The organism is Novibacillus thermophilus (assembly GCF_002005165.1).
Classification (GTDB): Bacteria; Bacillota; Bacilli; order Thermoactinomycetales; family Novibacillaceae; genus Novibacillus; species Novibacillus thermophilus.
On sequence record NZ_CP019699.1, the window covers coordinates 469,799 to 495,203 of the forward strand.

A 25,405-nucleotide genomic window follows, 5' to 3' on the forward strand; every position below is an offset into this window, starting at 1 on the left:
AAATAATTGAAGAAGTGGATAGTGTTTTGTCTGTCATTAATGTTAGCGCTATCTTTAGTCGCTTGTGGGAACTCATCAGGCGATGACGGAGACGCAGCGGCCGATGGAGGAGAGGGGGATGGGAACACACAAAAGAACATCACGCTGCGTGTCGCGTGGTGGGGTTCACAAACCCGTCACGACAGCACTTTAGAGGTCATTAAAATGTATGAAGAAGAAAACCCGAACGTCAAGATTGAATCTGAATTTACCGGCTTTGACGGATACTGGGAGAAGATGTCGGCCCAAGCAGCAGGAAATAATTTACCGGATGTGATGCAACAAAACTTTGGTGAATATTTGACGCAGTATGCCGATAAAGAATTGTTAGCTGACATGAATGAATTTGTGGATGACGGTACGATCGATTTAAGTCAATTTGACGAGCTCATCGTTGATTCGGGTGTCGTGGACGGGAAATTGCTGGGGATTCCCTTAGGTATGAACGCGTATGCGGCTATGTACGATCCGGAGATGATCGAATCGGCTGGTGCAGAACTTCCAGACATGGATTGGACATGGGACGATTTTAAAGACATCGCGGGAAAAGTTGCGGAGACATACGACTACGGTTCAGGTGCGATCGACGATGGGATTCGAAACGGTTTTGACTACTTTTCCAGGCAACGCGGCCAAGCGATATTTAATGACGACGGGACAGGTTTAGGGTACGAGGACGACGTGTTAATCGACTACTGGAATCTCTTGTTAGAGCTGCAAGATGAAGGGATCACGCCCCCGCCGGACGTCGCCCTTGAACATCAGGACGTCGAAAATTCCCTTTTAGCCCACGGAAAGGCTGCTTTTCAGTTCCGTTGGTCTAACCAAGGAGTCGCCATCGCTTCGTCTGCCGGAAAAGATCTGAAAATGGCGACGGTTCCAGGCGGTCCGGAAGCGATGTTTGTGAAGCCCGCCATGTTTTTTTCCATCAGCGAAACATCGGATAAAAAAGAAGAGGCGGCAAAATTCATCAACTTTTTCGTAAACAACGTCGAAGCACAAAGAGCACAAAAACTGGATCGGGGAGTGCCGCCTTCGTCCGTTGTCAGAGACGAGATGAGATCTGAGGTAAGCACGATGGACCAAGAGATTTTTGAATACGTGGACTACATTCTTGAGAACGGAAGTCCGATTGACAAGTCGTATCCTGTCGAAGCAGCTGAAGTGTTCGTCCTGATGGAGGAATTTAACGAGCGCGTGCTGTACAAAGAGCTTGCACCGGAGGATGCAGCCAAACAGTTCAGGGAACAGGCAGAAGCGTTGATTTCCAAATAGTCACATCAGCCGATTGACAACAACGGCACTGGAGAGAAAGTGGCGGGCAAAACAACAAACAGGATGACCGGCTATTGTCAAGATTAATAGAGGTTGAAGCGTGCGGTGGATAAACCGTAGCTGGATAAAAACAAGGAGCGTGGTGATTCATGCTTTTCAAAAGACGTTCATTGATCGTCTTTGTGACGGCCCTCATATGTTCGAGTGCGATTGTCGGACCGACTTTTGCTCAGGACGGTGGCACGGGTGCGGAAAACGGCACTCAACTGGAATACCTTGACAGAGGGCTCATCGCTGTTCCGACTTCGGAAGGGGTGTTTCTAAGTTGGAGGTTGTTGGCGAACGAGGTGACGGGTAACACTGAAGAAGGCTTGACAGGCGCGAATTTCAATGTTTACCGTGACGGAACGCTGATCGCAACCGTTGAGGACAGTACCAACTACTTAGACCGCGAAGGGACGGGGGTTTCTCAATACCGTGTCACTTCAGTCGTCGACGGACGAGAAGTGGACAAAAGTGTTTCCGTCACCCCTTGGGATCACGCATACTACGATTTGCCGTTGCAAAAACCGGCTGACGGTGTAACGCCTGCGGGAGAAGAGTATACGTATTCTGCCAACGACATGAGCGTCGGGGATGTAAACGGTGATGGACAATATGAATTTTTTGTCAAGTGGGACCCGTCAAACTCTAAAGACGTCTCACAAAAGGGGTATACCGGCAATGTGTACATTGATTGCTACACGTTTGACGGAACGCTGCTGTATAGAATTGACTTAGGGGTTAATATTCGAGCAGGGGCGCACTACACGCAATTCTTAGTTTACGATTTTGATGGGGACGGTTTGGCAGAGCTGATGTTCAAAACAGCTCCTGGAACAAAAGTTATAAAATACGATCAGCACGGTAATGTCATGTCCGAAAAGTATATTACGATGCCCCAAGAAGACATTGAGGCTGGATTTAGCCACAGTGACGACTACCGGATGAACAGCGAAGATTATTACCGTCACCTCGTTCGCGTGTTTATGAATTGGCATGAACACGAGGAAGTGGTGAAGGGACATTGGCCGGAGACACTTGAAGAGTGCTTCGGGATCGAAAAGCAGTACGACTATCCGCTGACAAGGGAGGACGCCGAGGAGCTGGTTGACTACTTTATGGATGTCTACGCCCCGAGTCGAAGCAGTCGCAATGACTTGAGGACATTCGAAGGGTTTATATTGGATGGACCTGAATACTTGACAGTGTTTGACGGCACAACAGGCGACGAACTGGAGACGATCCCCTATAAACCCGGCCGTTATGACGACGGTCTGATGTGGGGCGACTACGCCATGTCGCGCATTGAGCCTGGAAACCGTGTCGACCGGTTTCTGGCCGGAGTGGCTTACCTTGACGGAGAAAAACCGTACGCGGTCTTTGCACGTGGCTACTATACGAGAACGACTCTCGTCTCTTACAGCTGGGACGGCAAACACTTGAAGGAGCACTGGTACGTGGACAGCGGATGGACGCCTATGACCAATCCGTTTAATGACAGTCCCCATGGAAGGGACGGTACCGATCCTGAATTCGGGACGATTACAACTCAAGGGAACCATTCGCTCAGCGTGGCAGATGTGGACGATGACGGGAAGCATGAAATTGTATACGGCAGTGCGACGATAGACCATGACGGCTCCCTGTTGTACAGTTCAATGGATGTCATGCCGCCAGAAAGTGCCGATCCCGGAACGGTAGCGCGTCTTGGGCACGGTGACGCGCTCCACGTTGCTGATATCGATCCAGCTAGACCGGGACTGGAGATTTTCGGGGTTCATGAGGGAGGTGTCTGGGCGCCTTACGGTTATTCGTTGCGGGATGCCCGGACAGGAGAAGTGATTTACGGCGGTTATACGGGAAGGGACACTGGGCGCGGCATGGTCGGCGACGTTGACCCTGACCGGAGAGGGCTGGAAACGTGGGCGGTCGGATTGTGGACAGCAGACGGGGAGAAATTGAGTGACGACATGCCGGGAACCAACATGAATATTAAGTGGGGGCGGACATGACGACCCAAATTGTCAACGGCGCCCTGGATGAGACTCCTACCATCGATGATTGGAAGAAAGGGAGACTGCTCACGGCGACAGGCACCAGGACGAATAATCACACGAAAGGCAACCCTTCTCTCGTCGCCGATATATTCGGTGACTGGCGGGAAGAGCTGCTGGTGCGGACCGTCGACAGCTCTGCCGTTCGCATTTACGTCAGCACAGAAGTAACGGATCGAAAATTGTACACTTTGATGCACGACCCTCAGTACAGAACGGGCATTGCTTGGCAAAACACGGCTTATAACCAACCGTCGTACCCCAGTTTCTACTTTGCCTCTGACATCGACTGGTCCAACGTTCCGATACCCGATTATTGGACACCGGGTTCCAAGCCCTCCAGTCAAGGCATGAAAACACTCGTCGAACGGTTCAGAGAAGCAGGGGAAATCGCAAACGATAGCGTTGCCCGTTCTTTCAAAGTGCACTTAATCTCAGTGGAGCACTTCGAGAAAAGTGGACAGAAAGACAAAGTGGTCAAACACTTAGAAGGATTTCAGCGGTTACTCGACCGCCAGTTTGACAACGCTTTGATCTCAGAGAAAGCGTATCGGGTGCTCCAGGCTCAAGCTGATGTCGTCATCGGGAAGTGGCAATAGAAGGTTCAGGAGGGAATGGTGATTAGATGGCGCGCTATATATTTCTCATGAATTGCAAGCCCGGATTTGAAGAGGAGTACAAAAAGAGGCACAAAGCCGTACATCCGGAAATGTTGAAAGCGTTGAAAGAAGTCGGGATCAGCAATTACAGTATATTCATGGATGGAACGAAGCTGTACGCTTACTTAGAAGTCGACGACTTCCACAGGGCGATGGCAGATTTGGAAAAGCATCCCGCCAACCGACGCTGGCAAAAATTTATGAGCGACATTTTAGAACAAGAAAACGGCGGGCCAAAGATGACGCTGATCCCAGAAGAAGTTTTCCACCTGGACTAGGGGGTGTCTGGCGGGGCATTATTATCCGCTTCCCTTCGTCAGGGAAGCGGTGTGCTTTTTTATTTAAACAACGACAAGTTAACAGCTTCCGCCATCGCTTTGTACCCTTTGTCGTTCGGATGGAGATGGTCTCCAGAATCAAATTCCGGCTTTAACCGGAGGGGGTTCTCAGGGTCGCGCAGAGCTTTGTCGAAATCAATGACACCGTCAAAGTAACCGCCCGTGCGAATCCAACGGTTCACTTCTTGACGCGTTTGCTCCCCTTCCTCCGTATAATAACCTTCAATAGTAGTACCTTCGAAGGGAGTTAAAGTACCGCCGTAAACTTTTAAGCCGGATGCGTGGACTTGATCGACGATTTGTTTCATTCCGGCGATGATCTTGTTTGCGTCGAATGTATGCGGTTCGTGCCCAATATCGTTGATGCCCTCCAAAAGAATGACGTGAGTTGCGCCCGATTGGGTCAAGACATCCCGATCTAACCGGGCCAGGGCATTTACGCCGTACACAGGAGAATCGCGCAGAATTTTATTGCCGGAGATACCAGAATTGAGAACAGAATACTGTCTTCCTTTACCTTGCCGTTGAATTCTTTCTGCCAAGTAATCCGGCCATCGATGGTTGGCATTCAGCGTCGAACTGTGGCCGTCGGTAATCGAATCTCCAAGCGTGACAATCGCCCCTTTGACCGATGGTTGAGCTAACACGTCGACAGCTTCCAAGTAGAACCATCCCTCGACTTCAGTCTTATAGGCGACCCCATTTAACTCTGCCGTATGGTCACCGGAGATGGAAATATAGGAGGTTTGTCGGGACAATCTGTGCCACGTTGAAGGGCCGGTCTCGCCGGGGAAATAGACGCTTACGGTTAAATCTTCTCCGTATGATACAGGAAGCTTGACGGGGTCACTTAAAGCTCGTGCACCTGCGGGAACAGTGATAGATTCTGTGCCTCCAAACGTCACATCGCGCAATGTACCTGGCCGTATGTGTGATCCCTTTTTCGTTTTGGCAACGGTCACTTTTCCAATCGTTAAAGGATTTTCGCCAAAAGCATTCGAGAATTTTAGACGAATTGCCTTTCCGCTTAGATGAGGGTGGACAATCATGCGCACCGTCTCGTTATTGAACCCACGATGAGATACGCCCTCTCCATGCGGTTGTTGTGGGCTCGCTGACCAAGTTCCGATCCAGTGGCCATTTTTGTGACGGGTACTGTTGACAGGGCTGGACATGTCGTCATGGTGCATGGCCTGTACAGAGTTTGTACCATTCGGCTTGGGAACCGTGAGCAAACCAAACAGACTTCCCATAAGCAAGAGAAAAACTGTCAGGAGAGTAAAATGTCGATGCCACCTCATGTTTAAACACTCCTAAAAGTATTATATTAAAATTATATTTTATATTTTACTTATTTAAAATTTAATATCAATAATCAGATTCTGTTCGAGTTCTTCCTATTTTTAATGCAAATATTTAGACATTCTTGTATTTTGTATCAAAAATACTTGACACCACTGGTGTTGCATTAATTAAATCCGATGATTCATAATACCCTCAATGTTCACATTTCGGTTGTCCAACTGACAAAAAAATCCTTTACAATGGATGTACAGGGTGGTTCCTGTCCAAATCCAACGTAAAGGATACCGTTATGGACAAGAATACACTGATTTCATCATTTGGTAAATGGGTGGCACCCATTAATTTTTCCCATTTTGAAAAACAAGTTGCCGCCACCAATCAGGACAATACACCAAGAAGCTCACGACAAAGGCTTATCTGATGCTTTTCCTGTATGCACATCTTCAGGAAGAAGAGAGTTTACGCGCAATTTCGGATGCCGTACTCGATGAAGATTTGGGGCAGGCACTCGGACTCGATGGGATTAGCGCTTCCCAATTGTCTCGAAAGAATAGGGAAGTGGATCCATCGCTGATGGCCAATGTGTTTCTTCATCTCGTTCAGCAAATCCATCGGCACAAACAAGGCAAGAAACGGGTGGATCTACCGGTCAAAATCATTGACTCCAGCACCATTCCTTTAAGTTTAAGCCGCTATAAATGGGCCACTTTTCGCAAGACGAAGGCCGGTGTCAAATTACACTTACGCCTTGTCTTTATGGACAAAGGAACGGTCTATCCGGAAAAGGCCATCGTTACACCGGCTAACATCCACGACCGTACCCAATTGGAGGTTCTCATAGACGAAAAAGAAGCGATGTACGTTTTTGATCGCGGTTATGTCGACTACGAGAGATTTGACCGCTATTGTGATAAAGGGACTTTCTTCGCTTCGCGTCTGAAGAAAAACGCGGTGATCCGCACCCTTGAAACGTTTTCCGTCGCGGAAGAAAGCCCCATTATGTCAGATTCGATGGTCGTCATCGGTACCCCTCAGAAACGAACGGAAAATGTATTCCGGCTCATTGAAACCGTTGATTCGAAAGGCAATGTCATTCGCCTTGTGACCAATCGTTTTGACCTGAGCGCCGAAGAAATCGGTGACATCTATCGTTCGCGTTGGGCGATCGAGCTGTTTTTCAAGTGGCTTAAGCAACACGTGCGAATCAAAACCTTTTTCGGAACGAGTGAGGAAGCCATCCAAAACCAGATTTTCATGGCACTCATCGCCTACTGTCTGCTTGTTCTCGTGCAAATGGAGACCAAAGCGAAGCAGTCCATCTTGCAATTAAAACGATGGTTAAAATCTTTTCTTTGGAAATCCTATGAAAAATGGTTTCACCGCATCCAATTTCGTTCGATGAGGCGAAAGAGAAAACTCTCGACATAAGCGTGTTTGTCGTTGTCACTCTAGGACTAACTGTATAATATTACCAAATGGGCAGCACCACCTTTTATGCGGTATTTGTCTTTTTAGCCCTATTAGATGAAATATGGATAACTGAATATTCAATCAAGTAATTGCCAAGTTTTATGCAACAGTAGTGACTTGACACACTTTGTGTAAACGGATACTATAAAGTAAATTAAATTAATTAATTTATTTATGTGAAGTTAAAAACGGAGGGGCTGCTTATGAAGTCGGACAGTGTACTGCCTTCCATATGTTACGGCGGCGATTATAATCCGGAACAGTGGCCGGAAGAAGTTTGGCATGAAGATGCGCAATTGATGCGAAAAGCGGGTGTCAATCTCATATCCGTAGGCATATTCGGCTGGAGTAAACTTGAACCCCAGGAAGGCAAATATGATTTTGGTTGGCTGGATACCGTGATGGACATCTTGTACAAACACGGCGTGTACGTCAACTTGGCAACGGCAACAGCCACCACCCCCGCCTGGTTCGTCAAAAAGTATCCCGACTCACTACCGGTGGATAGAAACGGTGTTCGCTCCTTCAACGGGAGCAGACAGCACTACTGCCCCAACCATCCTCACCTACTCGAACATATGAAGACACTGGTGCGGGCTTTGGCGGAACATTTCAAAGAGCATCCCGCGTTGAAAATGTGGCACGTCAACAACGAATATGCCTGTCATGTTTCCAGATGTTACTGTGAAAACTGCGCCCGGTCCTTCAGAACGTGGTTACAAGAGCGGTACCAAAGTATCGAACGTTTAAACGAGTGTTGGGGGACCAATTTTTGGGGGCAGCGGTATAACGATTGGGAAGAAATCAACCCGCCCAGAAAAACCCCAACGTTTGTCAACCCCTCTCAAGAATTGGATTACTACCGTTTCATGAATGATGCGATTTTTAAGCTGTTCGCTGCTGAAAAGGAAATTTTGCGGGAGATCACGCCAGACGTTCCTCTTTCAACGAACTTTATGTCTTCCTTTAAACCTTTAGATTATTTCAGTTGGGCCCAAGAAGTCGATATCGTCACGTGGGATTCCTATCCCGACCCGAGGGAAGGGTTGCCCATCAATCACGCGATGATGAGTGACTTAATGCGCAGTTTGCGTGGAGGACAACCGTTTTTGTTAATGGAACAGGTGACTTCCCACGTCAACTGGCGGGACATTAATGTGCCTAAGCCTCCAGGGGTGATGCGCCTGTGGAGTTACTCAACCATCGGCCGGGGAGCGGATGGCATTATGTTTTTCCAATGGAGGCAGAGCCGTGCCGGGGCGGAAAAATTCCACGGGGCTATGGTTTCCCATTCCGGTGACGATCAAAGCCGGGTTTACCGCGAGGTTAAAGAGTTAGGGCATGAGTTGCAAAAGTTGGACGAGCTGGTCGGATCGCGGGTGAAGTCTGAGGTGGCTATTCTTTTTGACTGGGAAAATTGGTGGGCCGTTGAGCTGGATTCTAAACCTCACAACAAGCTGAACTACATTTCAATCGTCGAAGATTACTACCGTGAATTGTATAAACGAAACATTCGTGTTGATTTTGCCCGTCCTCAAGACGACGTGTCCGCGTATAAAGTCGTCATTGCTCCCCTCCTGTACATGATGAAAGAGGGAGAAGAGGAAAATCTCAAACGATACGTGCGCGATGGCGGGACACTGCTCGTTTCTTTTTTCAGCGGCATCGTGAATGAAAATGACCACGTTCACCTGGGAGGCTACCCTGCTCCCTTGCGGGACATTTTGGGAATATGCGTGGAAGAATGGGTTCCGTTTGCAGAAGAACAGTCCAACTTCTTGCAGGACGGAGGCGAGACGTACCGATGCACGACCTGGGCTGATATCATCCGTTTGGAAGGGGCAGAACCGCTTGCGCTATTTGGCGAGGAATGGTATGTGGGGAGCCCGGCGGTTACCGTTCACCGATTTGGCAAGGGCAAAGGAATTTACGTCGGAACCCGTCCTGAGTCTCGTTACTTGGGTCGGCTCATGGAATCTATATTGAAGGAACGAGACATTACCCCTGCCCTTCAGGTGCCGGCCAAGGTGGAGGTAACGGAAAGATACACCGACAAAGAGCGTTATGTCGTGATTGTCAACCACAATGCCCACCCGGTTCGGATTACACTTCCGGCCGATGAAACGTTTCTCAACGTCTTTAACGGAAAAAAGCATGATAAAGAGCTGACTGTCAAAGGGATAGACGCCGTGGTGCTCAAAAAGAGACGAAGGACGTAGAGCGACAACACTTTATGTCACGTGCCAATCGAGTTCTAAATGATGGAGGTGGTTGCCTGATCACATCTACTCAATCTCGTATCAATCGGTTGTTCTAACCCACTAAGGAGGGTGACTAAAATGAACAAACGTTATTTGTCGGTTTTCTTAACGGCGAGTCTTCTTCTCCCTCTGTTAAGCGCTTGCGGAGGGGGAGAAGGCGATCAAGAAGAATCAAATGTGAGCGGAGACGGTTTTTCCGGTGAAATTACGGTCGCTTCGTGGAACGTCGCCGCAGACGCTCTGACAGATGCAGCTGAAACGTTCATGGAGCAACATCCTGATGCCACGATTCACGTTGAGTACGTCACTAGCGATTATGACAGCATTATCCCACCCCTTACAGCCGGCCAGGGTGCTCCAGACGTTATTCAAGTTCAACAACGGGACTTTCCAAACTTTTTAGAGATATTCCCGAATCAATTTGTCGATTTAACTGAAACGTTAGATGGACGGGAAAACGAGTTTGCTGAAGTTGCCCTCAATTTGACACAAAAAGATGGACGTATATTCGCTCTGCCCTGGGATCTTGGGCCTGTCGCCGTGTATTATCGTAAAGATTTTTACGAAAACGCAGGCGTGAATCCTGAAACGATCACCACTTGGGACAAGTTTATTAAAGCCGGGAAAAAAATACAGGAAGCTAATGACGGAGTGAAAATGCTGGCTCTGAGTTTGAGTTCTGATGATATTGCCGAGATGTACAGAAAGCTGATGAATCAATTGGGAGCACAGTATTACGATGAAGATGGACGTATACAGTTTGCGACTGAGGAGAACATTAAAGCGATTGAAATGTACAAACGGTTTGTAGATGAAGATTTGGTCATGGATGCACCTACGTGGGACGACCGCATCCGCGCTTTTGTCAACGATCAAGTTGCGACGGTGGTTGATCCCGTTTGGTATGCCGGCACCATTAAAACCCAAGCAGAGGATCAAAAAGGGTTATGGGGATTAATGCCATTGCCGGCTTTTGAAGAGGGTGGACCGAATCAAGCCCACTCCGGAGGTTCAGTGTTGGCGGTTACAACTCAGTCTGACGATCAGGAGCTGGCATGGAATTTTATAGAGTTTGCTCTCATGACGAACGAAGGACAAGATATTCAGATGAAATACGGTTTATTTCCTTCATGGCAACCTTATTATGACACTGACAATTTTAAAGTCGAAGATGAGTACTTTGGGATTGCGTTATCTGAGTTTTTTGGAGAACTCTCTACAGATATTCCGCCATTAGAATACGGTGCCCATTACATGGATATTAACAATGCCATCGTCGATGCTTTAGGGGAAATTGTCATTGACGGCAAAGACATCACGGAGGCGCTTAGAGATGCTGAACAGAAAGCTGCGCGAGACACCGGCTTGGAGATTGCCAACTAAAAACTTCACCCCCTCCTCGGTTACCTGGGAGGGGGTAAGTACGGATATTGGGGGGGGGTGAACAAAGCGTGGCAGCAGTGCCAAGAGTAAGAAGGAGACAGGGTCCAGACTTACATCTAGACGAAAAGGGGGACAGAACATACTGGCTCAACTGGAGCCCGTATGTCTTTATTTCGCCGTTCTTTATCTTGTTTACGGTCTTTATGTTATACCCGATGCTTTACTCTTTGGTGCTCAGTTTCAGTGAATGGAGGGCCGGCGTAAGCACTTTTGTAGGGTTAGACAATTATCGGAAACTCCTTACAGACCCGCTGTTTTGGAAAGCTTTAGCCACTACCTGTTTAATTTTGTCAGTTCAAGTTCCGGTTATGCTCATGTTAGCGACAGTAGTAGCAGCAGTATTAAACACTAACCATTTAAAGTTTAAAGGCGTGTTTAGATTGGCGTTTTTCATGCCAGTCTTAATCGATCTTGTCACTTATGCCCTCGTATTTTCATTAATCTTTAATGAAAGTTACGGTATGATTAATCAATTAACCGCCTTGTTAGGCCTTGAGCCCATTCCGTGGTTTTCCGACGGTTTTTGGGCTAAGGCTCTCATCATTGTGGCACTGACGTGGCGTTGGACCGGTTATAATTCTGTCATTATTCTCTCCGGTCTTCAAAATGTACCGAATGATTTATATGAATCAGCCAGTATTGACGGAGCTGGAAAGGTTACCAGCTTCTTTAAGATAACCATCCCGATGTTAAAACCGGTTTTGTTGTTTTGTGCCGTTTTGTCCACAATTGGTACCTTGCAGCTGTTTGCCGAGCCCTTTGTTTTAACCGGAGGAGGACCAAGACACGAGACAACGACCGTCATTTTATATCTTTACGATAAAGCGTTCGGTACGTTTGACTTTGGGCTTGCTTCAGCCGGTGCTTATGTCGTCACAACAATGATTGCCATGTTGTCCTATCTGCAAATTCGGATGTCGAGGGGAGGGGAGATTTAGTGAAGAGAGAGAGAAGGGAATTTAACACTATCCTGATATATATACTCGCTCTCGTAGGAGCTACAATTTCAGTTTTTCCGTTCTATTGGATGTTCACGGCGTCAACGTTAACTGAATCTGAAATTTTTAAAATCCCTCCAAATTTGATACCCAGCTCCCACTTTATGGATAACTTAGATCAGCTGCAGAATGCCTGGCCCATATGGAGAGCCTTGTTTAACAGTGTTTTCGTTTCTGGTATTACAACGGTCTCCACAGTGTTTTTTTCAGCTTTAGCTGGTTTTGCCTTTGCCAAATATGAGTTTAAAGGTCGCGAACTGCTATTTTTTGTTGTGTTGTTAGTCATGATGGTGCCTACCCAAGTGATGTTGGTGCCAATGTTTATCATCATGATGAATTTTGATTGGATCGACACGTATTATGCTTTAATTGTCCCATTTCTTGTCACTCCGTTCGGTGTCTTTTTAATGAGACAGCAGATGATGGGCTTACCTACAGAGTTAATTGAAGCGGCACGTATTGATGGATGTCAAGATATAGGCATTTTTTTCAAGATTGTGTTACCCATCATGAAACCAGCTTGTGCTGCCTTGGGTATTGTCACGTTTATGCAACAGTGGGGAAATTTTATTTGGCCATTAGTCGTCGTAAATTCAAAAGAAATGTACACCTTGCCTTTGATGTTGGCCATGATGGTGCAGCCAGGGCAAGTCGTTCAATATGGACCGATTATGGTAGGAGCCGTATTGGGATTGATTCCAATGTTATGCATATTTCTGATATTTCAAAAGTATTTTATTTCTGGTATCTTTAGCGGCTCTCTAAAAGGATAGAATGGGAGAAACACTGGGACTTCCAACTAGAGTGAGATTTTCCATGTCGGGTTTATGTTGAGCCATTTCAAAAATGTCTCTCAAGAGCGGGATTGAACTCCGTTCTGACTGAGGGTCTTGAAACGGGCTCTTTTTTTTTTATCCTCTGTTTTTTACATATTATCGTGCAGATTTGTGCATTAACAGTATCAAAATACTTCTTATAAAATAAAGGGCGTCGAAGGTTTACAGGAGGAGGAGAGAAAGCAGATGAGAAAAATACTGTTAGTGTTAATGGCGCTGTTGATGGCGTTTTCATTGGCGGCGTGCTCCAGTAGCTCCGATGATGCAACAGCCGATCAAGAAGACGGCAACATTACTTTACGGGTCGCGTGGTGGGGGTCTCAAACGCGGCATGACAAAACGATGGAAGTTATAAAAATGTACGAAAAAGAAAATCCGCACGTGACCATTGAGACCGAATTTACCGGCTATGACGGATATTGGGAGAAAATGGCGGCCCAAGCGGCTGGCGGAAACCTTCCCGACGTTATTCAGCAAGACTTCGGAGAATACATGACCCAGTATTCGGAAAAAGGTCTCCTGGCCGATTTGGATGAGTTTGTTGACAATGGAACGATTGACGTGAGTCACTTTGATGACCTTTTAATCGATTCGGGGGTCATGGACGGACAGTTAAAGGGCATTCCCCTGGGCATGAATGCGTACGCCGTGATGTACGATCCGGAAATGCTTGAATCGGCTGGAATTGAACTTCCGTCAATGGAGTGGTCCTGGGACGAGTTTAAGGACATCGCGAAAAAAGCAGCCGAAGTCTATGATTACGGTTCAAGTGACTTCGCGGACAACAGACACGGATTCGAAGTTTTTGCGAGACAACACGGACAAAGCCTTTTTACAGAAGATGGATCAGCTTTAGGATTTGATGACGAAGTGTTGACCGGTTATTGGAAGTTACTTCTTGAACTACAAGAGGAGGGAATCATTCCGCCCCCCGATGTGGCCCTTGAGTACGTGGAAGTCGAAAATTCTCTGCTCTCCCATGGAAAGGCTCCATTTCAGATCCGCTGGTCCAACCAAGCCGTCGCGGTTGCTTCCACTGTGGGAAAAGATTTAAAAATGGCGACGATACCTGGAGACGTGAAAGGATTGTTTGTGAAACCGGCGATGTTTTTCTCAATCAGTGAAACGTCCGACAAAAAGGAAGAAGCCGCAAAGTTTATTAACTTCTTTGTCAACAACGTGGAAGCGCAGAAAGTGCAAGAATTAGATCGCGGCGTTCCCCCTTCTTCAAACGTAAGGGAGGAAATGGTAGACAACTTGAGTGCCACGGACCGGGAAACGTTTGACTACATTGACTACTTACTCGAAAAGGCTAGTCCCATCGACAAAGGGTATCCCCTGCAAGCCGCTGAGGTGTTTAAGCTGTTCGATGATTTAACCGAACGCGTTCTGTATCAGGAAATAACGCCTGAGAAAGGTGCAGAAGAATTTAGGACTCAGGCTGAAGAAATCATTTCGCAATAAAAACTGGAGGAGCCGATCTTCACATTGGTATTAAAGCCATTAAGGTCGGCTCTTTTGCAGACAAAAGGGTGACTGAAAGATGCAAACGGAAACGACAAAACCGAGAGTGCTGAAAAGGCGAACGGGATTGAAGTGGTTGCATTCTGACAATGTGGTGGGCTATGTTTTCATCTTCCCTTTTATTTTCAGTTTTTGTGTGTTTACCATTTTTCCAATGCTCACGTCGTTATACATGTCTTTTACCGACTATGACCTCCTCGGAGCTCCCAGGTGGGTAGGCTTTGACAATTATGTCCACATGTTGACGAGCGACAGTAAATTTTGGCAAGCGATGAAGGTCACGTTTTTTTACACGTTCACCGCTGTTCCGGGGAGACTGATATTTGCATTAATTGTCGCGCTGTTGTTGGTGAAAGTGACCCGGTTCGCAGGCATGTACCGCACGGCTTTGTACATACCATCTATTATCGGAGGTAGTGTAGCTGTCGCAGTGATGTGGCGGCAGTTGTTCGGCAATGAAGGGGCCATTAATTCGTTCCTTGAATTGATGGGATTTGAACCAGTGAGTTGGCTGGGGAATGCGTCGACAGCCATCTGGACTCTGGTCGTTTTGTACGGCTGGCAGTTTGGTTCGTCCATGCTCATATTTTTGGCGGGTTTGAAAAACATTCCGCAGACGTACTATGAGGCGGCGAGTGTGGACGGTGCCAATGCGTGGCAACGATTTTACAAGATCACGATTCCGCTCCTTACGCCGGTTATTTTGTTTAACGTCGTCATGCAGACGATTCAAGGCTTTATGGCATTTACACCGAGCTACATCATTACAGAAGGCGGACCGATGAACAGTACACTCCTGTACGTCCTCTACATGTTTGAGAGAGCTTTTACCTTTTTTGACATGGGTTACGCATCCGCTATGGCGTGGGTGATGTTAATCATTATCGCGATTTTGACGGCTCTCATCTTTAAGAGTTCTCCCTATTGGGTGCACTACGAGTCGGACAACTCTAGATAATTGACGGAAACGGAAGGTGAATAACGTGAAGTTGAGCAGGCGGAAAAAGGCGAGAATCGCAAATCAGATCCTCCTATTCATCCTGACAGTCGTGATGCTGTACCCGATTCTTTGGATGGTCAGCAGCTCTTTAAAGGACAGTTCGTCCGTTTTTGTCGATGCTCACTCTCTGTGGCCGAAGGATTGGAAAATCAGCAATTATATCGAAGGCTGGCAAGGGTTCGGAGGGATCAGCTTTTCCACGTTTTTTACGAACTCCTTTATTATCGTCACGGTTGCCACAATTGGGTCGATCGTATTTTCGACGATTATTGCGTACGGGTTTGCGCGTCTCCAATTCAGGGGGAAAACGTTTTGGTTTATCTGCATGATGGCCACCATGATGTTGCCGTTTGAGATCATCATGGTACCGCAGTACATCATGTTTAACTGGGCCGGGCTGATCAACACGTACTATCCGATCATCCTCCCTTACTTTTTTGGATATCCGTTTTTTGTCTTCCTCATCATGCAATTTATACGCACGATCCCGAGGGAATTGGATGAAGCGGCTTACATTGACGGTTGCAACAAATTTACGATATTTTCCCGGATCATCGTTCCGTTGGTTCGACCGGCGGTAATGACGGCTACGATTTTTTCCCTTTACTGGCGCTGGGACGACTTTATGGGGCCGCTCATCTACTTAAACGATCCGAGCAAATATCCCGTCTCTCTCGCGTTGAAGCTGTTTTCCGACCCAGATAACGTGACGGACTGGGGTCAAATGTTTGCGATGTCGACAGCTAGCCTCATTCCAATCTTTATCATCTTCTTGTTTTTCCAACGCTATATTGTAGAAGGAATCAGTACGACGGGATTGAAATCTTAGAAAAGGGAGGTCGTTTGAACGATGAAACGATATGTCGTTTGCGGTGTGAGTAAACGTGCCATGGACATGTTTATCGCCCCGATCGTGCACACCTTTTCAGATAGGGGCGAACTGGTCGGATTGTTAGACGTCGATGCCAGACGCTATCAAGTGTGCAAACAGCGCTTTCCTGAACTGTCTAACGTCCCGGAGTACCGTCCGGATGAATTTGACAGAATGATCCGCGAGACGAATCCCGATGTGGCCATTGTGGCTGGACGGGACGACACACACGTCGATTACGTGATTCAAGGGCTCAAGGCTGGTTTGGACATCATTACAGAGAAGCCGATGGCGACGACGGCAGCGGATTGCCAGCGCATCATCGAAGCTGAATCACAAAGCAACGGACGGGTGACGGTCACGTTTAATTACCGCTACAACCCGATCCACATGAAAATTAAAGAATTGATTTCGTCCCGTCGCCTCGGCCGCGTTACATCGGTGGATTTGAATTGGTACATCGACACGTTCCACGGCTCGAGTTACTTTCAGCGCTGGAATCGGAAGCGGGCGTTTTCAGGCGGGTTGTCGGTCCACAAAAGTTCCCATCACTTTGACCTCGTGAACTGGTGGATAGATCAGAAGCCGATAGAGGTCTTCGCCTATGGCGCCCTCAACTATTACGGTCCGGAAGGGGAAATGAATCCTCGGAAGGTGAACGGTCGGTTTTGCGGGACGTGTGAAGATCAGATGCATTGCCGGTATTACCGCCGCTGGAATACTCGCAGCGAGAGTTCCGACGTAGCCGATGACCACATCGCCGGGATGAAGCAACAGGGCAAGGAACAGTATACAGGATACCGCCCGGACCAGTGCATCTTTGATGCAGAAATCGATATTGAAGATACGTACACAGCCACTGTCAAGTACGATCAAGGAGCTCTCCTCAGTTACTCCATCAATTTCTCTTGCCCTTATGAAGGATACCGTCTCGCCATAAACGGCACTGAAGGTCGGATTGAAACGATGGAGTACCACATGCCTGAACGCGTCCCCTTTTCTGTTCCTGAGCAAACTGTGGACTTTTTTCCCCTTTTTGGGTCAAAAGAAGTGATACATGTCGTGAAGCGGGAAGGAGGGCACGGCGGAGGAGACCCGGCTTTGCTCGAAGATCTATTTCTGGGCGAAGACCCCACTCGGCCGTACCCCGTGCTGTCAGGAAGTCGGGACGGCGCTTATGCCGTCGCCACCGGGGAGGCCGTTTGGCGTTCGGTCGAAGAGCACCGGCCAGTACAGGTGGAAGCGTTACTGACCTGTAAATCGCAAACGTGAGGACGTTCCCCCTAGAGATAAGGCTAAGCGTTTAAGAGATACCATGGAAGGAATGGTATCATGAAAAAAATAACGAGTGTCATCGTGGCCAGTTTTGTTGCGGTGAATGCGTTTTTTATCGCTGGCGTGAGTATTCTGTCCTACATAAAGTATACTAACTTTAGTTTTGATGAAATTAGTCAAACACATCTGGCCTCAATCAACGAGAAATGAATGAAGTTTCTGCATTGGTGACGAGCGTCAGCGATGCCGCTATTTACATCGTCACGAACAGGTCCGTTTTACAAGCACTTTCACGGTCTCGGATCACCGATTATGACGCCATCGTTGAGCAAAGGGAACTTTCCAAGCTGATGAATGACATCGCTAGCTTAAATCAATCGATCCATTCCATTGAACTGTACACAGACCGTTACGAACTATTTCCAAAATTAAAGGAAGGGAGAATTTATCCTATTGAGGGATTAGAGAGTCAACGGTGGTTTAAACCGCTTGCCGACATGGATAACGGTTGGGTACCCAAACATCAATCAGTAAACGGGGAGCAGGAATTTGTAAGTTACATCCACTCTTTGCTTAATCTGCACGGAAAAACTGTGGGGTATGTGAAAGTCAATGTTTTAATCGATACGGTCGAACAACTGCTCAGTGACCGAGACGGACTCCTCCTGGTGTTGGATTCCGGCGATCGCATCATTTTACAAAAGAATGTAGAACCTTATGCGGAAGTGCTAGATGAAGTTGCCCGTGATGCCACACTTAAACAGACGTATGCCGAAATGTTTAACACGTATCAAACGGTCGAAAAGGACGGTAAGCAGTATTTGCTGATACTGTCTGAAAGGAGCAGCAAACATTGGCGCTTAGCTTATCTCATTTCTAGCGATTTTTTGTACACAGAAACAAAAAGAATCGGACTGTTTGTCATGGCATTGGGCGGCATGAGTTTGCTCTTATCCATTCCTGTCGTCTATTTCGTAGGGAAAAAGATTTTCAAACCGATTGACGACATCATGGGCGGTTTGAAGGAAATTGAGAAAGGAAACTTTCTATTCCGCACTAAACCGCATTTTATTGAGGAGTTTAAATTGATTTCAGAAAATTTTAATAAAATGGCAGCCCAATTGGATCAAACGTTAAAGGAATTGGAACGTAAAAATCGGGCGAAACGAGAAGCGGAGATAAAAACACTACAACATCAAATTGCTCCGCATTTTTTGTACAACACGTTGGATGCCATTCATTGGAAGGCCCTTGATTATAAAGCGGAAGACATCAGTTATATGGTCAGCCAACTTAGCAAGATGTTTAGGATCAGTCTCAGCGGCGGGGATATGTTTATCCCTTTAAGGGACGAAATGGAGCATGCGCGAAGTTACATGAATATTCAACGTGCAAGGTTGGGTGTCAACGTGACATACAGTGAAAACGTTCCAGCGGAAATCAAAGACTTTTACGTCCCAAAAATCATGTTGCAGCCATTCATTGAAAACAGCTTCAAGCATGGGTTTCCTGACCGTTCGAACCAAATCGCCAAAATAACGGTTGAGGCAAAAGTGAAGGCGGAAGATTTAGTGATCAACATTGTGGACAACGGCATCGGGTTACAGTCGGGTTGGGATCAAAAGGAGTCCAAAGGCATTGGCATACAGAATGTTCAAGAACGCATTAAGCTGTACTGTGGTCCAGCATACGGTGTAACGCTTTGTAACCGCAGTCAAGGCGGCACTGCTGTTCACATTCGGCTGCCGATCGTTCAAAACATAAAAGAGAAGATTCCGTCTGATGAAAGGAAGAAACCTTTATGAAATCGGTGTTCATCGTGGATGACGACCAAAATGTAATTAACGGCCTAAAAGAGCATATCCCCTGGCGTCAATTGAGTCTTAACGTGCAGGGGTCAGCTCTAAACGGTGGAGAAGCGTTGAAGAAAATTCGAGAGCGCAAGCCTGACATTGTCATTACAGATGTCTATATGCCTGCATTAAACGGGTTGGAACTGATTCAGAAGATAAGGAAAGAATTCCCCGACATACACGTGATCATATACAGCGCTTATGAAGACTTTGAAAACGCGCGACAAGCTATGAAATACGGTGTGCAGCACTTTCTGTTGAAACCTGCTGCTGTTTCCGAGTTTGAGTCGGTTTTGGACACTGTTGTAAACGAAATCAAAGTTGAGGAAAAACAAAACAAGTTATTGCAGTATGACCGCGAACAGATAGACAAGTACATCGGTCATGTGAGAGACTCCTTCTTTCGAGACATGCTTAACAAAAAACGCCATGAACTGCATATTTCAAAAGAAAAAGCTAGAGCTGTTGGGCATCCCGCTCAACTCCAAAGTAATCGTGGCAAGCATTTCAATGATCCGATCTCCGTATTTGAAAAAGTCCGATGAAAGAGAATGGCAGCTATTAAAATTTGGTGCCAGTAACATCATTTTAGAAACGATTGAACAGACCAGTATGGCGGAAATGTTCCATACACATCTCGTTGATTACTCTGATTCAACGTTTGTCCTGATCTTTTTGTCTAACCGGTCAGACAGAATGGATGAAACCGTGATGAAAGTATCTGAACATATGATTACCAACATACTATCCATCCTAAAACTGTCGCTGGCCATTGGGGTTGGCGGTGTAAAAGACGACATTCGCGAGATAAAGAATTCGTTTGTCGAAAGTCAGAGAGCTCTCGAAATGGCAGATTACGAAGAGATCAACCGGGTTTACTCGTATCGAGAAGTTAAAAGGGACTCGAGGGAATCATTTCAGTATCCGCTTGAGATCCTGAAGGAGATAAACGGCATCATGAACCGCAAAGAGTGTGAGAACATTATGGACGGCTGGGCAAAACTTGAAGATTACTTATTAAAAAATAAAGCCCCGACGTTCATCGTACAGAATATTTGCGTCAGCCTCGTCAGTTCGTTACTCATACAGGAGTATTACGAAGAAAAAATAGATGACGATGGCCAAATGATCTCCGCGTACATTTCAGACATATACAACATGCACTCGAAAAGACAGTTGTTCGACTGGATGAGACATTTGTTGATCAAGTGGTCGGAGAAATTGAAGGAACAGCTAACAGGGAAAAGAAGCCATTTCTTAATCCGCGAAGTAAAAGAGTACGTTCAACGACATTATGATCGGGAGATAAAGTTGGCAGAAATAGCTGAATTACTGCACGTAAACAAAAACTATTTATCTCAGCTGTTCAAAAAAGTGACAGGAGACACTTTCGTTTCGTATTTAAACAAGTACCGCATTGAAAAGGCGAAGACAAAATTAAGAGAAGGCCGCTATTTAATTTATGAAATAAGTGAAATGGTGGGCTATCAGAACCCAACGTACTTCAGTCAGGTGTTTAAATCGATTACCGGTATGAGCCCTTCAGAATATGTGTCTAGAATAGGATGAGAGACTGCTGTTAAAACATGTAACGCCGAAGAACGTGACCGAGAGTGACGAAACCTGGGGTTCTCTAAGGTTACTTTTTTTGAAAAACATCTGATTTTTTTTTATTCCCCTCATGACGTAAACAGTATAAATTAAAGGGTGTCATCCCGTCATGAGTGGGAAGGTGTTCATATGCTCAAAAATCAAGACATTCAGATCCGTGATCCCTTTGTCCTTCCGGATAACAGGGAAGGCAAGTACTATTTGTACGGAAGCACTGATACGAACGTTTGGGGAAAGGGAACGGGATTTAGTGTCTATGTCGGAACCGATCTAAAACATTGGCAAGGGCCTTTTCCAGTCTTCTCCCCAGACCGTGATTTTTATTCTGAAGAAAATTTTTGGGCTCCGGAAGTTCATCCGTTCCGCGGAAAGTATTATATGTTTGCCTCCTTTTTGCGAAAAGACAATAAAAGGAGAGGAACGGGGATACTGGTTGCAGACAGCCCGATGGGACCTTTTGAGCCACACAGTGAAGGGCCTGTGACTCCGAAAGACTGGGATGCTTTGGATGGAACGTTTTTTGTCGATCCACAAGAACAGCCTTGGATGATTTTTTGCCGTGAATGGGTACAAGTAGGGGACGGAGAGATTTGTGCCGTGAGATTGAGTCAAAACTTGAAAGAGACGTTAGAAAAGCCCCGGCGCCTTTTTCGCGCTTCGGAGGCTCCTTGGACGACCCCTTTCTATCATCCCACGAAAAGATCGGCCCAAGCGAATTACGTCACAGACGGTCCGTTTCTTTTTGTGTCTTCCAGCAAAAAGTTAATGATGTTGTGGTCCAGTTTCGTGAATGATAAGTACGCTTTGGGGGTTTCCCATTCTCTGACAGGTGACGTAACGGGTCCGTGGACACACGAGTCGTCCCCTCTTTTTAAAGAGGATGGAGGACACGGCATGTTATTTAAAACATTTGAAGGAAGTCTCAAACTAACCTTACATTGTCCAAACCAGACACCGATGGAACGGCCGCTTTTTATAAACGTAGAAGAAGAAAATGGAAAGATAAAACGGTTAGACGAACAATAAAAAGCGTGAGGTGTTCCAAGTTGAAGACAGCTAAAATTGACAGAAAACAGTTGGTTGAGCGGCACCACCCATCCGTGGCTAAAGTCGATCCCTTGTCTCCGCTATCCGTTGGGAATGGGGATTTTGCTTTTACTGCTGACATTACAGGGTTGCAAACGTTTCCAACCCACTATGGGGTTCCTTTGGGAACACAGTCCAACTGGGGATGGCATTCGACTGGGAAATCAGACCGTTTTAGTCTCGACGACCTTCAGATGCAGACGCTAGATACTTACGGGCGCGGGGTGCAATATCCGTTGTATCCCGGTAATAGGGGCGAGGTCTACCATTGGTTGAGGCAAAATCCGCACAGAATTCAACTGGGGCAGCTAGCGTTTTATCTTTTAAAGGAAAACGGAGAACAGGCGACGATCGCGGATGTAAGAGAGGTAGAGCAGGAGTTAAATCTTTGGGAGGGATGTCTCTACAGTCATTTTAAATTGGAAGGGCAGGAGGTACAGGTCGTGACAGTCTGCCATCCGGAGAAAGATGAAATAGGTGTCAAAGTCACATCCCCTTTAATTGTGAGAGAACAGTTAGGCATCGTATTGCGATTTCCGTCTCCACCTTTAGGATCACAAAAGTGGAAAGAAACAATTGATTTGAATTGGAACGAATGTGACCGACATCAGACCGTTTGGATAAAACGGTCTGGGAACGCGGCTTCATTTAAACGCATCATGGATGAAGACGAGTATGAAGTCGCTTGGGGGTGGAGCGAAGGCAGGTTAGTCCAAACGGGAGCTCACGAGTACACGCTAAATCCGGGCCCCTGCCACGAACTGACCTTTACCGTGTCTTTTGCCTTAAGACAACCAGAATTGGGGTGTTTTCATGAGGTGCGAGAGGCGAGTAAAAGACACTGGGAGTGTTTCTGGTCTACCGGTGGAGCTGTCGATTTCTCCATGAGTTCAGATCGGCGTGCCGTTGAGTTAGAGAGAAGGGTGATTCTCTCACAGTATTTGACTGCCATCCATTGCGGAGGATCTCTCCCTCCTCAAGAGACGGGTTTCATGTACAGCAGTTGGTTCGGTAAGTTTCATTTGGAGATGCACTGGTGGCACGCTGCGCACTTTCCTCTTTGGGGAAGGGGGCACATCTTGGAGAAAAGTTTACAGTGGTACTTATCGATCCTTCCCGTAGCGAAAAAATTAGCTGCATCCCAAGGTTATGAAGGAGCCAGGTGGCCTAAAATGGTCGGGCCCAACGGAAGGCAGAGCCCGTCTGAAATTGCTCCGGTTCTCATATGGCAACAGCCTCACCCTATTGTGCTGGCAGAGCTTTGTTATCAGAGCAACATGAAGAAAGAGACGTTGAGACGCTGGAAAGAGCTCGTCTTTGAAACTGCCGAGTTTATGGCTTCCTTTGCCGTTTGGGAACAGTCCCAAAACAGGTACGTCCTCGGCCCCCCGTTAATACCGGCTCAAGAGTGCCACAATCCGCAAGAAAGTAAAAATCCAACCTTTGAATTAGAGTATTGGGCGTTTGGATTGGAACTGGCGGTTAAATGGAAGAAACGGCTCGGTGAAGCTGTTCCTTCCGAGTGGATCAAAGTGGCCAAGGCGATTGCACACCCTCCGCAACGAAACGGGATGTACCTCGCCCACGAAAATTGTCCCCTTACTTTTGAAAAGTACAACCGAGATCATCCTTCGATGGTCGGGGCTTTCGGAATGTTACCTGGGGAACGCATCGATCTGGATGTTATGAAGCGGACGTTGTCAAGAGTGCACAGGGAATGGAGATGGGAAACGGCGTGGGGTTGGGATTTTCCAATGTGTGCGATGACCGCCGCGAGATTAGGAGAGCGGCAACAGGCTGTAGATTTTTTGTTGATGGAAACGCCAAAAAACACCTATCTGCCCAACGGACACAATTACCAGGGAAAGCATTTAACGGCCTATTTGCCGGGCAACGGAGGACTGTTGACAGCTGTCGCCATGATGGCCAGTGGGTGGAGAGGGTCGACAACTGATGACGCCCCAGGTTTTCCGGACGATGGCAGTTGGGTCGTCCAATGGGAAAACCTTCAGCCTTTTTTGTGAGGCCAAGTGAACCCGTCATAACTTGAGACCTTACTTTTTTGTAATATTGTATAACTTCTGTTTATTCATTTGCCGTGATCTCCATTTTACAATTTTTTTAAAGGGGTGTCTAAAAAAAACACAAGGGTTGAGCAAGGAGGCCGCGATCGTGAAAAAAGTTGTATTACTCTGTCATCTGGTGTTGCTCGTGTTGTTATTGTGTGCCTGTAGCAACGATGAGGACGTATCTTCAAGCAGTGAAACCGCAGAAGACGATACGGTTGAACTGCGAATGGCCTGGTGGGGCGGGCAAGAAAGGCACGACCGGACGCTGCAGGTGATAGAACTATACGAAGAAAGGAACCCCCACGTCAAGATTGTGCCGGAATACTCAGGCCTTGACGGATATTTTGAAAAACTGTCCACCCAATTTGCGTCTGGAGATGCACCGGACATCATTCAGTACGGGGGAAATTTGAACGATTACGTGTCAAAAGGGGTTGTATTGCCTCTGGATGATTATGTGGGCAATGAAATAGATGTAAGTCAACATGACCAGAGTATGATTGAGGCTGCAACGTTTGACGGAAAGTTTTACGGCGTCACGTTAGGGACAAACGCCTGGGGAGTACTTTTAAACAAAACGCTATTTGACAGAGCCAGGGTTGACATACCTGATGATGAGTGGACGTGGGAAGATTTTAAAGAGATTGCCGTCACATTAAGCGATTCTTTAGATGGAGCGTACGGAACAGAGTATTTTGATCACAACGGCTTTGGAATCTTTATCGATCAAAAAGGTAAAGTGCTGCATGAAAACGGAGAACTCGGTTTCGAACAGGAGGATGTGGAAGACTGGTTCACCCTTTGGGAAGACTTTCGGAACAGCGGAGCAGTCGTGCCGCCTGACATTCAGGCAGCTTCATCGACTACACCTGAACAATCGATGATTGTAGCCGGTCAAGTGGCGATGCAGCTCATCCCCAGTAATCAATACGGGGCGTTTACGAATGCTTCTCAAGACGAGTTTGTCTTTCACAGTCACCCGTACGGCGATCTTGGGAGAAGCGGCGTTTCCATCAGACCGAGTCAATTTTTGGCAGGTTATTCTGAGACGAAGCACCCAGAAGAAGTCGCAAAATTTCTCGACTTCATGGTGAACGATGAAGAAGCTACAGCCATACTGGGAAGCGACAGAGGGGTGCCTGTCAATTCGGAAGTAAGGAGTCAGTTGATGTCTGAAGCGAGTGAAATCGATAAAGTGGTCTATGCGTATGTGGATTGGGTCAGTCGCACTTCAGATTCCCCTTACGTCCCCAATCTGCCAGCCTATAATGAGACGGAAGCGTTGTTCAAAAAGATGAGTGAGCAAATTGCTTTTGGGCAACTGTCAGTTCAAGAAGGAGCAGAGCGTTATTGGCAAGAATTGAATGAAGTCTTGGATGCAGCAAATTAACGTTGT

General features: G+C 46.9%; 19 protein-coding genes and 2 pseudogenes. 20 read left to right on the forward strand and 1 reads right to left on the reverse strand.

Annotated features, from left to right (window positions below):
- The first annotated feature begins 6 nt into the window (after positions 1-6).
- From B0W44_RS02445 to B0W44_RS02455, 4 genes and pseudogenes are all read left to right on the forward strand, one after another.
- Entirely contained in the window at positions 7-1,314 is a 1,308-nt protein-coding gene (locus B0W44_RS02445) for an ABC transporter substrate-binding protein (RefSeq protein ID WP_077718620.1), read from the forward strand.
- A 260-nt stretch (positions 1,315-1,574) separates the two neighbouring features.
- Positions 1,575-3,736: pseudogene (locus B0W44_RS02450) on the forward strand (rhamnogalacturonan lyase); the annotation flags it as partial.
- A gap of 24 nt (positions 3,737-3,760) precedes the next feature.
- Positions 3,761-4,009, forward strand: coding sequence for an FIMAH domain-containing protein (locus B0W44_RS19175; RefSeq protein WP_418304083.1), 249 nt, complete (start codon positions 3,761-3,763; stop codon positions 4,007-4,009).
- Positions 4,010-4,035: 26 nt separating this feature from the next.
- Entirely contained in the window at positions 4,036-4,347 is a 312-nt protein-coding gene (locus B0W44_RS02455; RefSeq protein WP_077718621.1) for an L-rhamnose mutarotase, read from the forward strand.
- 59 nt (positions 4,348-4,406) lie between these two features.
- Here the strand turns inward: B0W44_RS02455 and B0W44_RS02460 are convergent, their stop codons facing one another.
- Positions 4,407-5,660: an SGNH/GDSL hydrolase family protein gene (locus B0W44_RS02460; RefSeq protein WP_169835381.1), complete on the reverse strand. Its 1,254-nt coding sequence runs from the start codon at positions 5,658-5,660 to the stop codon at positions 4,407-4,409.
- A 341-nt stretch (positions 5,661-6,001) separates the two neighbouring features.
- Between B0W44_RS02460 and B0W44_RS02465 the strand changes: the two are divergent.
- The 16 genes and pseudogenes from B0W44_RS02465 (at position 6,002) to B0W44_RS02535 (ending at position 25,399) form a co-directional block, all read left to right on the forward strand.
- Positions 6,002-7,140, forward strand: a pseudogene (locus B0W44_RS02465) (IS4 family transposase).
- Between the two features lie 245 nt (positions 7,141-7,385).
- On the forward strand, positions 7,386-9,401 hold the full coding sequence (locus B0W44_RS02470; RefSeq protein ID WP_077718623.1) for a beta-galactosidase: 2,016 nt from the start codon (positions 7,386-7,388) through the stop codon (positions 9,399-9,401).
- Between the two features lie 120 nt (positions 9,402-9,521).
- Entirely contained in the window at positions 9,522-10,826 is a 1,305-nt protein-coding gene (locus tag B0W44_RS02475) for an ABC transporter substrate-binding protein (protein WP_077718624.1), read from the forward strand.
- A 68-nt stretch (positions 10,827-10,894) separates the two neighbouring features.
- Complete coding sequence (locus B0W44_RS02480) at positions 10,895-11,824, forward strand: carbohydrate ABC transporter permease (RefSeq protein WP_228441408.1); 930 nt, start codon at positions 10,895-10,897, stop codon at positions 11,822-11,824.
- The gene (locus tag B0W44_RS02485; protein WP_077718625.1) at positions 11,824-12,657 is read left to right on the forward strand and encodes a carbohydrate ABC transporter permease; all 834 of its coding nucleotides are present in this window, start codon (positions 11,824-11,826) and stop codon (positions 12,655-12,657) included. Before B0W44_RS02480 ends, B0W44_RS02485 begins: the two co-directional genes overlap by 1 nt.
- Before the next feature lie 249 nt (positions 12,658-12,906).
- Positions 12,907-14,184, forward strand: coding sequence for an ABC transporter substrate-binding protein (locus B0W44_RS02490; protein WP_077718626.1), 1,278 nt, complete (start codon positions 12,907-12,909; stop codon positions 14,182-14,184).
- 79 nt (positions 14,185-14,263) lie between these two features.
- Entirely contained in the window at positions 14,264-15,202 is a 939-nt protein-coding gene (locus B0W44_RS02495; protein ID WP_077718627.1) for a carbohydrate ABC transporter permease, read from the forward strand.
- 94 nt (positions 15,203-15,296) lie between these two features.
- The gene (locus B0W44_RS02500; RefSeq protein ID WP_077721219.1) at positions 15,297-16,073 is read left to right on the forward strand and encodes a carbohydrate ABC transporter permease; all 777 of its coding nucleotides are present in this window, start codon (positions 15,297-15,299) and stop codon (positions 16,071-16,073) included.
- 21 nt (positions 16,074-16,094) lie between these two features.
- Positions 16,095-17,387 (forward strand): Gfo/Idh/MocA family protein, encoded by a 1,293-nt coding sequence (locus B0W44_RS02505; RefSeq protein WP_077718628.1) that lies wholly within the window; start codon positions 16,095-16,097, stop codon positions 17,385-17,387.
- Between the two features lie 60 nt (positions 17,388-17,447).
- Positions 17,448-17,600, forward strand: coding sequence for a hypothetical protein (locus B0W44_RS17975; RefSeq protein ID WP_169835382.1), 153 nt, complete (start codon positions 17,448-17,450; stop codon positions 17,598-17,600).
- Positions 17,601-17,617: 17 nt separating this feature from the next.
- Positions 17,618-19,195, forward strand: a complete 1,578-nt coding sequence (locus B0W44_RS02510) for a sensor histidine kinase (RefSeq protein WP_169835383.1) — start codon at positions 17,618-17,620, stop codon at positions 19,193-19,195.
- A gap of 14 nt (positions 19,196-19,209) precedes the next feature.
- Positions 19,210-19,788 carry a response regulator gene (locus tag B0W44_RS02515; protein WP_169835384.1) on the forward strand — a complete coding sequence of 193 codons (579 nt, stop codon included), beginning with the start codon at positions 19,210-19,212 and terminating at the stop codon, positions 19,786-19,788.
- Positions 19,754-20,812 (forward strand): helix-turn-helix domain-containing protein, encoded by a 1,059-nt coding sequence (locus B0W44_RS02520; RefSeq protein ID WP_237087429.1) that lies wholly within the window; start codon positions 19,754-19,756, stop codon positions 20,810-20,812. The genes B0W44_RS02515 and B0W44_RS02520 overlap by 35 nt, the downstream gene beginning before the upstream one ends.
- Positions 20,813-20,983: 171 nt before the next feature.
- Complete coding sequence (locus tag B0W44_RS02525) at positions 20,984-21,880, forward strand: glycoside hydrolase family 43 protein (protein ID WP_077718632.1); 897 nt, start codon at positions 20,984-20,986, stop codon at positions 21,878-21,880.
- Between the two features lie 20 nt (positions 21,881-21,900).
- Positions 21,901-23,964 (forward strand): glycoside hydrolase family 65, encoded by a 2,064-nt coding sequence (locus B0W44_RS02530; RefSeq protein ID WP_077718633.1) that lies wholly within the window; start codon positions 21,901-21,903, stop codon positions 23,962-23,964.
- 148 nt (positions 23,965-24,112) lie between these two features.
- Positions 24,113-25,399 carry an ABC transporter substrate-binding protein gene (locus B0W44_RS02535; protein ID WP_077718634.1) on the forward strand — a complete coding sequence of 429 codons (1,287 nt, stop codon included), beginning with the start codon at positions 24,113-24,115 and terminating at the stop codon, positions 25,397-25,399.
- The last annotated feature ends 6 nt before the right edge of the window (positions 25,400-25,405 follow it).